An 11,948-nucleotide genomic window follows, 5' to 3' on the forward strand; every position below is an offset into this window, starting at 1 on the left:
CCGCCCTGCCGACCCCCTCTCGAACCCGGGTGGCCGGCACGTCTCATGGGGCGGCTGCGGGCCGGGCCTGTCGTGGCTCGGATCCGCCTTCTAGTCGGAGGGCGGCAGCAGACTCCCCAGAGGGCCGAGATCCAGGTTGAGATCCTGCATGGTCAGGCCGTAACGGGCACAGAGCTCGCTCATGCGGTCGTGGAGAGCCATCAGCGTCGCTCCGAGCGTCTCTTCCTGCTCCTCGCTGAGATCTCCGACCTCGACGCGGTGGACGGCCTGGCGTTCCATGAGCTGGCGCAGTAGTTCGACGACGGTGAGGACCAGCTTCATCAGGTCCCGTTCGACCGTTTCCGGATTGGTGGAGATCCTGTGCGCCCGCCCCGGTGCCGTGCCGGGGGCTGGGGGCGGACCGTAGGACGTCTCGGGCAGAAGACGGAAGGCGCGGGCGGCTGCTTCGGCGACTTCGTCGTACCGGCTGGGCGGCCGACGGGCGTCGCCGGTCATGGCTGTTCCCGCTGCGGCGGGGTGCTGATCGTGAAGGGGGAGGGGGTCTGTCCGCCGACGGAGACGATGAGTGCGCGCAGGGAGACCCGCACGAGGTCGATGTCCGCGATGGACAGGACGAGGTCGCCGGTGAGGACCACGCCTCCGCTGAGTAGCCGGTCCAGCAGGTCGATGAGGGCGGCCTGGCGCGGCGGCACGGCCGCGTGCGAGCTGGACGGCCTGCCGGCGGGCGCGTTCATGGCGTGCTCTCTTCCGCCGGACCGGGGGCGGCGAAGGAGTAGGGGGCCCATGGGCCGGTGACGACGACGCGCACGCCGGGCAGGGAGTCCGTCGAGTGCAGTACGTCGGCCCGGAAGGCGTCGGCGTGGTCCAGCGGGAGGAGATAGGCGTCGTTCAGGACGTTCACGCCTGATTCGACCGCCAGCTCGCCTTCCTGGACGCGGTGCCGGACGCGGTCCGCCGCATGAGCACGGGCTGCTGCCTCGATCCGCTCGGCGGCTCGACCGGCGGCGCGGAAGGCGTCGTGCTGCGACTCCTGTTCGGCCCGGCGCCGGTGCAGGTACGCACGTCCGGGGCTGAGGTCCGGCGCTTGCGTGGGCGGGGTCTGCGGAGCGGCCGGGGCATCGACGTACAGCTTGACGCCCCATTCCACGTGCTGGGACAGGCGGGACAGCTGGTCGCGGAACGCACCCAGCCGGTCATCGAGCATGGTCCGTACCCGATCGTCGTCGAGGTACACCGTTGCCAGGCGCAGGGGAAGGACGGTGGTGCACGCGGCAACGGCCTCGACCACACCGTGGTGGGAGCGGGCGAGTCTCTCGAGCCATCGGAGGTCCTCGAGGTGACCGGGGAGCGCGGCCTCGTCGAAGTCCTCCCTCGGTACGGGGCTCACGGCGGCCACGACCTCCCCGCTGCGGCTGGAGCCCACAAGGTGAACCGACGCGCCGACGACTCCGGAGAGGCCGTCCACGGTCTGGTGCAGGCCGGCCGCCTGCCGTGCCACGGCGTAGGTGTAGGCGAGCGACCCGGAGGTCATGCTTCACCCCGCGTGGCGGCTCGGGTCCCGGGCTCCGATCGCTTCGGGCGGGGTGGACGGCGGGGGGCCGCGGGCTCGTCGTCAAGGGTCTCGGTCGGCGGCAGCGCAGCGGGGTCGGCGCGCAATGCGCTGATCTGCTCGCGCAGTCGCCGGTTCTCCTCGATCTGCTCGCGCAGTCGCCGGTTCTCCTCGATCTGCTCGCGCAGGAGTTCGTTCTCCTCCTCCAGGGAGGGGCCGCTGCTCGCTCGGGAGGACAGGGAGGGGTCGTGCTCCCACCAGTCGATGCCCATCTCCTTCGCCTTGTCCACCGACGCGATCAGCAGGCGCAGCTTGATGGTGAGAAGTTCGATGTCGAGGAGGTTGATCTGGATGTCGCCGGCGATGACGATGCCCTTGTCGAGGACGCGTTCCAGGATGTCGGCGAGATTGGCGGAGGACTGGCCGTAGGGCGGCGCGGACCTGGAGGGGAGGGAGCCGAGGCGGTTGGCAAGGGGTTCTGTCACGGCTCGACCTCGTTTCGCTGACGGGTGCGTGCGGTGTGGGGTCAGATGTCGTTGCGTTGCCGGTGGGCTCTGATCTCGTCGAGGCGGTCGAGGAGTTCGTCCTCACGGCGGTCGAAGGTCTCCTCGTCGATGTGTCCCGCCAGGAGGTCTCTCTCGAGCGCGGCGAGTTCCTGTTCGACGGGTGCGGGGTCGTAGTACTCGTCCTCCGCGGCCTCCACCACGCGTTCCAGAACCCACACGGTGCCGCGCACGGGCGCGAGCGGGAGGGTGATGATCTGGGTGAGCAGGCCCACGGGGTGCCTCCTCTAGACGAAGCTGTAAGCGGGCAGCGGGCCGTACAGCCGGAAGTCGAACTCCTGGCCGAGCTCGTGGCTGAGGCCCTTCTCCGCGGCGAGAAACCGTTCCCGGTGTTCGTCGTCCACGAGGAAGGAGATGTTCAGGAAGTCCTTCCCGGTCGGCTCGGAAGCCCGTTCCTGCCGGCTGTGGGGGTGCAGCGCCTCGATGATTCCCGTGGCCAGGGCCTGATGGCGGGCCAGGACTTCCTGGGCGACGAGTTCGCCGAGTGCCAGCGGGAGGTCCGGGCTGGTGTCGCCGGCTCTGATGGCGTCGTTGAGGTGCCGGGCCTCCGGTGACTCCTGGAGGATCTGGCGCAACAGGACGTCCTCGTCGATGGCCGCCTTGAGGTGGTACTCGGAGCATCCCGCCAGTGCCGTCAGGCGCTGCGTGTACTCTTCCCGGCGCTCCTCGAGGACGGTGCGTACGGCGTCGTCGTCGGGCGCGGTGAAGCCGAAGCGCAGCGGGAGAACGGTGCCGCCGCTCATGAGGCGCTCCTGGACGGTTTGGTGCGCCATGAGGTCGCGTCGTTTGGGCCGCAGGTCTTCGGGGGCGTCACTGACGACCGCACACAGTGATCCGGAGCACACGGTACGTAGCTCCGCCGGGGCTTCCCCCACTCCGGCCAGGCCGTCGAGACCACGGGGGTGCGTGGCAGCGGTGATGGAGTAGACGTAGACGGCCACGTCATTCCTCCCGTCGCCTGGTGGGCCGGCGGGTGGGCCGTGCTCGTTTCGGCTCGGGCTCCTTCTCGTCCTCGTCGTCGTTGTCGCGTCCCAGGTGGAGGGAGTCGGTGACGGCTTCGACGGCGCCGGTGAGCGCCCCCTTGCTCTTGCCTCGTGCTCCGCCCTCGGTCACTTCTCCGACGATGTCGGTGAGCTGTGCCGGCGCCTTGCGTCCGGATTCCAGGTCCAGACGGTTGCATGCCTCGGCGAACCGGAGGTAGGTGTCCACGCTGGCCACGACGATACGGATGTCGATCTTGAGGATCTCGATGCCGACCAGGGACACCCGGATGAAGACGTCGATGACCAGACCGCGGTCCAGGATCAGTTCGAGGATGTCGTAGAGGTTCCCGGTGTTCCCGCTCCGGGAAACGCTGGCTGTGCTTTGCGGCACCACAGTCACGGTGCCTCCCTTCGTCGGCCCGCCGTCACGGTGGGAGAGCGGTTGGTTCCGCTTCGTCGTGGCGCCGGGGTCTCAGGTGGGGCGGTCGATCTGTCCGCGGGTGTAGCGGCGGATCCGCTCGTACGCCACCAGTTCGCCCTCCTCGTCGAGCGACACCCGGTAGCTGGCCATCACGCTGGTCGTCTCGGGGATGCGTTCCAGTTCCACCACCTCCACATCGGCTTGCCATCCCTCGCCGGCGGGCTTGAGGGCCGAGACCGACTCGGGTGCGCGTCCCAGGAGTTCCGCGAGCTGCTCGGCGGCGTAGCGCATGGCCTGCGGAGCCGAGACACGTCGTCGAGGACGTCGTCTCGCCACACCATCCTCGCCCGCCGCCCGGCGGGTTCCAGTGGTGCCGGCGCGAGCAGAGGGCGGATCTGCGTGGGCGGGCCTTCGGGGCCTGACGCCGTCCTCTCTCTTCTCTGGGGCCATGTTTCCTCGCCAGGATCGGAGGTAACGCGCCGGTTTACATGCATACACGGCTTATCTCATGATATACGGCCTTCTTCCTCGGGATCGGCAGTAGGCGACCTCGGTTGACGGGGCAGCATCTCGTGTCCAGAACTCGGGGCGGCTGTATGTCCGTTGAGGTCGCGAGTCGCTGCGGAACGGTGGTGTGTGGAAGTCGGTATCACCTTCGGGTGGGTCGGTGCCCACGTGGCGCGCGGCCGCGTGTCTGACCAGACTGGTGGTATGGAGTGCTGGTACGGACATCGGGCCGGGGCTCTCGGTCGTAGGTGGGCCGCTGCATGCCGGGTAGCGACAACCGGAATGTGCCGCGCGCGACAGTCGAAGCCTCCCTCTCGGCTCTGCCGAGGGCGGTCGCGGCAGGCGTCGAAGGGCGCTCCCGTGTCGTGTGCTCGGTGCCGGCTGCCGCGGGAGCGCCAGTGATTTCGCGGGCGGCGCTGCGTGCAGAGCATGCCTCCGCGTCGTGCCGGTCCACGTAGTCAGGACGGGTGCCGGAAAGGAAGACCCATGAAGGACACCACCAAAGTGGCTCTGGCGGCTGCGGTCGCCGGCGGGTACGTGCTGGGCCGCGCGAAGAAGGGGCGGCTCGCATTCGCCGCCGCGACGTACCTCGCGGGCCGGAGGTTCGGACTGGATCCGCGCCAGCTCGCCACCGAGGGGCTGCGGAGACTCAACGAGATGCCGCAGGTGGCCGAGTTGAACGAGCAGGTCCGCGGAGAACTTCTCGAGGCCGGCAAACGTGCGGTGGCCGCTGCGGCGGACCGCCAGATCGGGGAGTTCGCGGACTCCCTCCGGGAGCGAGCCCTGAGCGTGGGCAAGCCCAAGGAGGCGAAGGAGGAGCCGGAGGAGGAGCCGGAGGAGGAAGAGCCGTACGAGGAGGAATCCGAGGAGGAAGAGCCGTACGACGAAGAAGAGGAAGAGCCGGAGGAGGAGCCGGAGGAAGCGGAGGGTGACGCCGCCGGGAACGGCGAAGCCGAGGCCGAGGAAACACCGCGCCGCGAGCGCGCCCCCCGGCGCCGGCGAGCTGCCGCTGAGGCCGATGAGCGGCCGAGCCCGCGCTCCTCGCGGGCGGCACCCAAGGCCGAATCGAAGTCCTCGGCTGCGCGCAAGCCCGCAAAGAAGGCTGCCGGCCCGGCGAAGAAGACCGCTCCGGCCGCAAAGAAGGCCACCGCGAAGACGACAACGCCCGCCAAGCGGTCGTCCACCCGCTCCACTCCGTCGAAGACTGCCGCTGCCAGGGCTCCGAGCAAGAAAGCGGCGGCGGCCCCGGGCAAGAAAGCGGCGGCGCCCGCGAAGAAGGCAGCGGCGAAGAAGACCGCCGCCAAATCCTCCACACGGTCCACCCGGCGGAGGTAGGTCATGGCCAGGACGCAGGAGAGGACCCCCGAGGAATCGGGTGTCGACCGGCTGAAGGAAGAGGTCGTCCACTACCTGGGTGCCCAGTTGGAGCACCTGGTCGAGAAGGCCGGTGACAAGGTCGCCGATGTCACGGACCAGCTGGGGGAGGTCGCGGAGAACGGGGGGGTGCTTCCCAACGTGGGCGCCCGCGTTCTGCAGGGCGACTCACCGGTGAAGGCGTTCCTCGGCGAGAAGGCGAAGAGCGTCAAGGACGACGTCGTCGACAAGGTCAAAGGGGCCTTCGGTGGTGGCAAGGCCGGCCGTAAAGCCGGCAAGAAGGTCATGAACATCGTCGAGACACTCGACGTAGGCGTGCCACTACGGACCGCGTACGACCACTGGACCCAGTACGAGGACTTCAGTGGCTTCGCCAAGGGCGTGCAAGACGTCTCGAAGGGCGACGAGGTGACCACCGATTGGAAGGTGAAGGTCGGGCCCTCGAAGCGAAGCTTCAAGGCGACGGTCCAGGAGCAGATCCCGGACGAGCGGATCGTGTGGACCTCGGCGGGGGCGAAGGGCAGCACCCGCGGGGCCGTGAGCTTCCACGAGATCACTCCGAACCTGACGCGCATCGTCCTGGTCGTCGAGTACTACCCCTCGGGCCTGTTCGAGAAGACCGGGAACATATGGCGCGCCCAGGGCCGACGTTTGCGCTTGGACTTCAAGAACTTCCAGAGGCACGTCTCCCTCACCAACGACGAGGCCGAAGGATGGCGCGGCGAGATCCGCGACGGTGAGGTCGTCCGCACCCACGACGAAGCCATGGAAGAGGAACAGGCCGCCGAGAACGACCAGGAGACGGATGAGTACGACGAGGAGGAAGCCGAGGACCAGGCCGACGAGGCGGAACCGGAGGACGAGGAGTACGACGAGGGGGAACCCGAGGACGAGGAACCCGAGGACGAGGAGTACGACGACGAGGAGTACGAGTACGAGGACGAGGAGGAGCCCGACGAGGGCGAGTCCGGGGACGACGAGGGGCGCTACGAAGAGGACGAGGAGTGAGTGTGGCGCGCCATGGCTGACGGTTCGGCCCCGGTCGACGGGCACAGGTATTGGCTGCACCGCGCGATCCCGGCCGCGCCCCTCCGCTCTCATGCCGTTCGACGTTCGCCCCCTCGGGGTTCAGCTCCGTGCCAGGTGGGTCAAAAATCAGAATGAATGATGAAAATCTGGGCACACGCGGATTGAATCAGTGATCCGCGGAGGAGGACGGCATGAGCGCGGGAAAGAAGATCAAGCACACTGCAGAGACGGCCAAAGGCAAGGCCAAAGAAGCAACCGGGAAGGCCGTGGGCAACGAAAGCCTTGTCGTCAAGGGAAAGGCCGAACAAGTCAAGGGTGACGCAGCCCAGGCCGGCCAGAAGATGAAGGACGCCCTGAAGCACTAGCCGGTGCTTTCTCCGCACCGGGCTCAGGCCGTGGCACAAGCCCACGGCCTGAGCCCAGGCATGGTGCGGCCACCAGGCGAACTGCCAGGAGCGGCCACGGCGTTCCTCGTGTCCGGGCCGCACCCCGGCCCGGACACGGGACCCGGAGAGCCAGTCCGGCAGTTGCCGTCTGCTGGTCATGTCCGTTCTTGCCGCTCCCTTGAACCTTGACGGAGAGTCCAATCGGGGCGGAACCCGGAAGACGGAACCTCAAGGCCTGGCTCCCCGTCCGCGGTGTCGCGCTCAGGAGAACAGTTCGCCGAGCAGCTCGGGGCCGATGGCGATGGGGGCGGGGCGGTAGGCAGGCGGCTGCGTGCCCATCAGCTCGCGCACCAGGAAGTCCCAGCAGCGCTTGCGGACGTAGGCCAGGCAGTCGAGGAGCGTGTGCTCGGCCCCGGGCACGATCAGCAGCTCGAAGTCCTTGTCGGCGGCGATGAGCCGGTCGGCCAGCCGCAGCGTGTGGTGCGGGTGGACTTGGTCGTCCATTTCGCCGTGGACGAGCAGCAGCTTGCCCGCCAGCCGGTCCGCGAGGTCCACGTTGGAGGTACGGGCCCAGGCCTCGGGGTCGTCCGCGCCGTCGTAGGTCTCCACGAAGCCCGCGTTGAAGTGGCGGGCGTCGTGCGAGCCGGAGAGGGCGACTGCGGCCTTGAAGACCTCGGGGAAGTCCAGCATCGCCCGCGCTGCGGCGAACCCGCCTCCGGAGTGGCCGAACGCGCCCACCCGGTCCAGGTCCATCCACGGCCGGGTCCGGGCCAGCTGCTGCAGCGCCGCGACGTGGTCGGCCAGGCAGCCCGCGTCGGCCAGGCGGCCGTACGAGGCGTCGTGGAAGGACTTGCTCCGCCCGGGGGTGCCCCGCCCGTCCAGCGCCACCACCACGAAGCCCAGTGCCGCGATGGGTTCCGCGTCGAGCCCCATCCCTCCGGGGTCGAAGCACGGGGCGACCCGGTTGACCTGCGGGCCGGGGTAGACGTTGTCCACCACCGGGTAGCGCCGGGCGGGGTCGAACCCGTGCGGCCGGTACAGCACTCCGTAGATGTCCGTCAACCCGTCGGCGGCCTTGACGCGGAACCGTTCCGGCGGCGTCCAGCCGGTGGCGGTGAGCTTGCTGATGTCGGCGTGTTCCAGCTCGACCAGCACCCGCCCGGTCCAGTCGCGGACGCGGGACACCGGCGGGGTGTCGACCGTGGACGCGGAGTCGATGAAGTACTCCATGGTGTCCGGCAGGGTGACGACGTGGTCCAGCTCGTCGTCGGTGACCTTGGCGAAGCCGGATCCGTCCAGACCGACCCGGCACACCGTGCGCCGGTACGGGTCCTCGTCGACCAGCCCGGAGGCGGTGAGGTACACCACCCGCTCGGCCTCGTCGACGTGCAGGATCTGCCGCACGGCCCACGGCCCGGAGGTGACCTGCCCGAGCAGCGCGCCGGTGCGCAGGGCGTACCGGTACAGGTGGCCCCAGCCGTCGCGCTGCGAGTACCAGAGCACCTCGTCGGCCAGCACCCGCACGATCGGCGGCTCGTAGATCCACTGGTTGGGTTCGACCCGGGTGGCCCCGGTCTCGCTCAGCACGGTGGTGACCTCGCCGGTGGCCGCGTCCAGCCGGTGCAGGGTGAGCGTGCGCAGGTCGCGGGGCCGGTCGAGGTAGTACACCGCCGATCCGTCCGGGGCCCACCACGCCCACCTGGTCGTGATCGGCGACATCTGCGGCATGAGCAGCGGCTCGGCCTGCGCGCGGACCACCGTGCCCTCGGCGACGTCCAGCACGACCAGCTCGGCCCGCGGCACGTGCTCGTCGCCGGGGTGGGCGTAGCGCTGGGCGTGCAGGACGGGTGTGCCGCCGTCGGCGGGCCCGGCCTCCACCAGGTGGGTCTGCCGGACACTGCGCTCGTCGGTCCGGTGCGCCAGCACCTTCGTGGAGTCGGGCGACCAGGCCACCGCGGGCGGCAGGTGCGGCAGGCCGATCTTGCGCAGCAGGGTGGCGTTGCCCGTACAGTCCGGGCCGGTGCCGTACTGGTGGTCGGGCTCGCCGTCGGTGGTGAGCGCCCACTCGCGGCCGTCGGACAGCGAGCGCGCCCACAGGTCGTGGCCCCGCCGCGACACCGCGACCTTCCCGTCGGGCGACGGCACCTCCAGCGGGCTGCCCGGCGGCGTGAACGCGGCGCGCTCGCAGGAGTAGCCGTCCAGGCGGCAGCGCCAGTACTCACCGAACGCGGCGAACTCCACGGCGTCCCCGGTCAGTTCGATGGCCATGAACGGCAACGCCTCGGGGTCGGCCGGCTGCCCGGAGGCGGCGGCCAGCGCGGCGGCGAGCCGGGCGTGGTCGAAGGCCGGCTCGCGGGTGCCCGCCGCCGGGTCGGCCAGCACGAACCGCCTGCCGGCTCCCGTGCTCACCGAGTACCAGAAACGGGCGCCCGCGTCGATCCACTGCGGCCTGACCTTGTCGCCGACGACGAGCTCGCCGGGGCGGGCGGGTCGGCGGAGTAGCTGCTCCGCGGCCTGGTAGTGCTGAGCGGTGCTCATTCTTTTCGTCCTTCTTCGGTGTCGGTTGTGGGCATGGTGATGCCACGGTGGTGCCGTCACGGCAGGGGTGATGAGGGGATGGAGGGCTCACGCGAGGCGCCGGCCGGCTCGCGAGCCGGGTGAGGCGTCGGGGGAGAGGCTCTGGAGGCGGCGGTCTCTACCGGCCGGCGGTGTCGAGCAGGAGGTGTGCGGCGACCGTCGCGCCGTCGGTGCGGAAGGAGGCGGCCACGGCGGCTGCGCGTGTGCGGGTCTCGGGGGTGAGGGCCGTCCGGAGTGCGGCCGACAGGGATTCGACGCTCGGGGTCGGGCCGTCGTGGGCCGCGCCGATGCCCAGGGCGGCCACCCGGCCGGCGAAGTAGGGCTGGTCCGCCCCCTGGGGGACGACGACCTGGGGAACGCCGGCCCAGGTGGCCGTCGTCGTGGTGCCCGCGCCGCCGTGGTGCACGACGGCGGCCGCCCGGCGGAACAGGGCCTGGTGGTTGACCTCGCCGACGGCGAAGCAGTCGCCCCGGTCGTCGATCACGTCCAGGTCGGCCCAGCCCCGGGAGACGACCGCGCGCCGGCCCTGCGCGCGGATCGCCTCGATGGTCACCCGGGCGACGTCCTTCGGGTCGCGCATGGGAATGCTGCCGAAGCCCACGTACACCGGCGCTTCGCCGGCGTCCAGGAACGCCACCAGATCGGCGGGGAGCGGGCGTTCGTCGGGAAGGACCCACGCACCGGTCTGCACGACGTCGAGGTCCGCCGGCCGCTGCCACGGGGCCAGGACCGGGTCCGTGGCCAGCCACGGCCGGTCGGTGAAGACATGGTCGCGGACGTTGTCCAACGGCGCCAGGCCGATCGACGCCCGGTGGGTGTTGACCGCCTCACCGAACACCTCCTGCGCGTCCCGGGCGTCCTGCTCCCACAAGACCCGGTTGTCGGTCACGTCCGGCGGGAGCGGCCGGCCCGGCCGCGGCATCGGCGGGTGGTGCGGCGAGGGCAGGCTGACCGGCTGGTAACTCACGTAGACGTAGCGGACGCCCAGCTTCTCGGCCGCCGACCTCACACCCGCCACGGCCGGCACGAGGCCGGTTGCCACCAGCACGTCACACCCCTCGCCCGCCGCCATGGCCCTGTCGTGGAACGCCGCGACCAGCTCGGCCGCGCGCCGGGGCACGCCCCCCGGCGACGGCGGCGTCTTCCCCGTCACCAGATCGCGCACCGACCGGCCCGTCGGCACCATCTCCACGCCGACCACGGCCAGCCGCTTCGCGAACTCCTCGTCAGGCGGCGCGCACACCCGCACCTCCGCACCGAGTTCCCGCAACCGCACCGCGAGTCCCACCAGCGGCTCGACGCCCCCGCGCGAATCATAGGCCGACAACAACACACGCATTTCGTACTCCCAATTTCCGCGGATTCCGGGCTCGGCCGGAGAATCCGCACGGTCGAGGTGTGACGTCCTGGACAGGATCAATGGTTCGGGGCCGCACCGCGCTGAGGAGGTCGGCGTGCGCGGGCGGACGTTCGTTTCTGCGAACGGATCAGACGGTGGGCAGGTCGAGCTGGTATTCGTGCGTGCGTCGGTAGGGGCGGAAACCGAGCCGCCGGTTGACCGCGAGCATGTGCACGTTGTCCTCGGCGTTGTCGGTCTCGATCTCGGCGATTCCGGGGTGCTCGGCGCGCAGCCGGCTCAGCATGGCGGCCTTGACCCACAGGCCCAGGCCGTGGCCGCGGTGCGCGGGCACGACCGCGGTGTCGTACTGCAGGGCCTTCGGTGGCGTGCCCTGGGGGAGCACGATCTCGGTGTAGCCGGCCATGGTGCCGTCGTCGTGGACGGCGGCGAGGGTGAGCAGTGTGTCGCCGCGGTCGGCCACGACCTTCGCCATGGTGCGGACGCGGTCGGCGTCCCAGTGCAGGGTCCCGTAGTCCAGGTCCCCGACGGGCATGTCGTTCATCGCGGTCTTGGCCGCGGCGAAGGCGTCGGCGAGGTCGTCGGGGACCGTACCGGTCCAGCCGGTCAGCCGGTAGCGGGGGTGCGAGGCCTCGCTGATCTCGCCGATCCGGGCCTCGTCCAGCTGGTCCAGGCGCAGCATCAGGTGATCGAGCGTCAGAGCGCGGCGGAAACCCCACCGTTCACAGAAGGCCTCGCCCGGGCCGTCGGCCGCGGCCTCGACGATCAGGCTGCGCCGGCTCTCGGTACGACAGGCCGCCACGACCGCCGACAGCAGGCGTGAGCCGGTTCCCCGGCGGCGGTGCGCGGGATCGACGTGGAGCTGGAGTTCGGCGAGGTGGTCCCTGCCGGGAGCGGTGAACAGGCGCAGGGCCCCGACGCCGACCACGGCACCGTCCGGTCCGCCGGCCAGCCAGGTGAGCCGGTGGCTGTCGAGGCCGGGCTCGGTGAGCTGGGCGTGGATCTGTCCGGGCGCGGGGGGCGGCACACCGGGCAGATCGTGGGTCATGGAGGCGGCGACGACGCGATGCCAGGCGGCGGCGTCGGTGACCGAGATCCGGTGCAGCGGGGTGAGGTGGACCTGCTCGGGCACGGTGGCGGCTCCTGGAGTCGAGTGGATCGAACAGGTGCAACGCTAGGGAGTCCGGCGGTCGGTCACATCG

14 protein-coding genes are annotated in these 11,948 nt (G+C 70.5%); 3 read left to right on the forward strand and 11 right to left on the reverse strand.

Annotated elements, in window-relative coordinates; translation table 11 throughout:
- Nucleotides 1–90: 90 nt before the first annotated feature.
- The 8 genes from OG286_RS37105 to OG286_RS37140 form a co-directional block, all read right to left on the reverse strand.
- Nucleotides 91–495 (reverse strand): gas vesicle protein K, encoded by a 405-nt coding sequence (locus tag OG286_RS37105; protein WP_331741350.1) that lies wholly within the window; start codon nucleotides 493–495, stop codon nucleotides 91–93.
- Complete coding sequence (locus OG286_RS37110) at nucleotides 492–734, reverse strand: gas vesicle protein (RefSeq protein ID WP_331741353.1); 243 nt, start codon at nucleotides 732–734, stop codon at nucleotides 492–494. The genes OG286_RS37105 and OG286_RS37110 overlap by 4 nt, the downstream gene beginning before the upstream one ends.
- Nucleotides 731–1,531 (reverse strand): GvpL/GvpF family gas vesicle protein, encoded by an 801-nt coding sequence (locus tag OG286_RS37115; protein ID WP_331741356.1) that lies wholly within the window; start codon nucleotides 1,529–1,531, stop codon nucleotides 731–733. Before OG286_RS37115 ends, OG286_RS37110 begins: the two co-directional genes overlap by 4 nt.
- The gene (locus OG286_RS37120) at nucleotides 1,528–2,034 is read right to left on the reverse strand and encodes a gas vesicle protein (protein ID WP_331741357.1); all 507 of its coding nucleotides are present in this window, start codon (nucleotides 2,032–2,034) and stop codon (nucleotides 1,528–1,530) included. The genes OG286_RS37115 and OG286_RS37120 overlap by 4 nt, the downstream gene beginning before the upstream one ends.
- Before the next feature lie 41 nt (nucleotides 2,035–2,075).
- The gene (locus OG286_RS37125) at nucleotides 2,076–2,327 is read right to left on the reverse strand and encodes a gas vesicle protein GvpG (RefSeq protein ID WP_331741358.1); all 252 of its coding nucleotides are present in this window, start codon (nucleotides 2,325–2,327) and stop codon (nucleotides 2,076–2,078) included.
- 12 nt (nucleotides 2,328–2,339) lie between these two features.
- Complete coding sequence (locus tag OG286_RS37130) at nucleotides 2,340–3,053, reverse strand: GvpL/GvpF family gas vesicle protein (protein ID WP_331741361.1); 714 nt, start codon at nucleotides 3,051–3,053, stop codon at nucleotides 2,340–2,342.
- 1 nt (nucleotide 3,054) lies between these two features.
- Nucleotides 3,055–3,495, reverse strand: coding sequence for a gas vesicle structural protein GvpA (locus OG286_RS37135; RefSeq protein ID WP_331741363.1), 441 nt, complete (start codon nucleotides 3,493–3,495; stop codon nucleotides 3,055–3,057).
- 72 nt (nucleotides 3,496–3,567) lie between these two features.
- Nucleotides 3,568–3,966 (reverse strand): gas vesicle protein, encoded by a 399-nt coding sequence (locus OG286_RS37140; RefSeq protein WP_331741364.1) that lies wholly within the window; start codon nucleotides 3,964–3,966, stop codon nucleotides 3,568–3,570.
- Nucleotides 3,967–4,509: 543 nt separating this feature from the next.
- On the opposite strand from OG286_RS37140, the gene OG286_RS37145 reads away from it, so the two are divergent.
- The 3 genes from OG286_RS37145 to OG286_RS37155 all read left to right on the forward strand — a co-directional run bounded on the left by OG286_RS37145 (nucleotide 4,510) and on the right by OG286_RS37155 (nucleotide 6,791).
- Nucleotides 4,510–5,358 (forward strand): histone protein, encoded by an 849-nt coding sequence (locus OG286_RS37145; RefSeq protein WP_331741366.1) that lies wholly within the window; start codon nucleotides 4,510–4,512, stop codon nucleotides 5,356–5,358.
- A 3-nt stretch (nucleotides 5,359–5,361) separates the two neighbouring features.
- Nucleotides 5,362–6,405 carry an SRPBCC family protein gene (locus OG286_RS37150; RefSeq protein WP_331741368.1) on the forward strand — a complete coding sequence of 348 codons (1,044 nt, stop codon included), beginning with the start codon at nucleotides 5,362–5,364 and terminating at the stop codon, nucleotides 6,403–6,405.
- Between the two features lie 212 nt (nucleotides 6,406–6,617).
- Nucleotides 6,618–6,791 (forward strand): CsbD family protein, encoded by a 174-nt coding sequence (locus OG286_RS37155; RefSeq protein WP_331741369.1) that lies wholly within the window; start codon nucleotides 6,618–6,620, stop codon nucleotides 6,789–6,791.
- Between the two features lie 282 nt (nucleotides 6,792–7,073).
- Here OG286_RS37155 and OG286_RS37160 read toward each other — a convergent pair whose 3' ends face one another.
- The 3 genes from OG286_RS37160 to OG286_RS37170 form a co-directional block, all read right to left on the reverse strand.
- Complete coding sequence (locus OG286_RS37160; protein WP_331741371.1) at nucleotides 7,074–9,350, reverse strand: DPP IV N-terminal domain-containing protein; 2,277 nt, start codon at nucleotides 9,348–9,350, stop codon at nucleotides 7,074–7,076.
- Between the two features lie 157 nt (nucleotides 9,351–9,507).
- On the reverse strand, nucleotides 9,508–10,728 hold the full coding sequence (locus tag OG286_RS37165; RefSeq protein WP_331741372.1) for a glycosyltransferase: 1,221 nt from the start codon (nucleotides 10,726–10,728) through the stop codon (nucleotides 9,508–9,510).
- Nucleotides 10,729–10,876: 148 nt separating this feature from the next.
- Nucleotides 10,877–11,878, reverse strand: coding sequence for a GNAT family N-acetyltransferase (locus tag OG286_RS37170; protein WP_331741375.1), 1,002 nt, complete (start codon nucleotides 11,876–11,878; stop codon nucleotides 10,877–10,879).
- Nucleotides 11,879–11,948 lie beyond the last annotated feature (70 nt).

This window comes from Kitasatospora sp. NBC_00039 (assembly GCF_045160625.1).
Taxonomy (GTDB): domain Bacteria; phylum Actinomycetota; class Actinomycetes; order Streptomycetales; family Streptomycetaceae; genus Kitasatospora.

Bases quoted from the DNA above. Each gene is read 5' to 3' on its own strand.
- OG286_RS37105 (WP_331741350.1), bottom strand. From the start codon at position 495: ATGACCGGCGACGCCCGTCGGCCGCCCAGCCGGTACGACGAAGTCGCC.
- OG286_RS37110 (WP_331741353.1), bottom strand. From the start codon at position 734: ATGAACGCGCCCGCCGGCAGGCCGTCCAGCTCGCACGCGGCCGTGCCG.
- OG286_RS37115 (WP_331741356.1), bottom strand. From the start codon at position 1,531: ATGACCTCCGGGTCGCTCGCCTACACCTACGCCGTGGCACGGCAGGCG.
- OG286_RS37140 (WP_331741364.1), bottom strand. From the start codon at position 3,966: ATGGCCCCAGAGAAGAGAGAGGACGGCGTCAGGCCCCGAAGGCCCGCC.
- OG286_RS37145 (WP_331741366.1), top strand. From the start codon at position 4,510: ATGAAGGACACCACCAAAGTGGCTCTGGCGGCTGCGGTCGCCGGCGGG.
- OG286_RS37150 (WP_331741368.1), top strand. From the start codon at position 5,362: ATGGCCAGGACGCAGGAGAGGACCCCCGAGGAATCGGGTGTCGACCGG.
- OG286_RS37155 (WP_331741369.1), top strand. From the start codon at position 6,618: ATGAGCGCGGGAAAGAAGATCAAGCACACTGCAGAGACGGCCAAAGGC.
- OG286_RS37160 (WP_331741371.1), bottom strand. From the start codon at position 9,350: ATGAGCACCGCTCAGCACTACCAGGCCGCGGAGCAGCTACTCCGCCGA.
- OG286_RS37165 (WP_331741372.1), bottom strand. From the start codon at position 10,728: ATGCGTGTGTTGTTGTCGGCCTATGATTCGCGCGGGGGCGTCGAGCCG.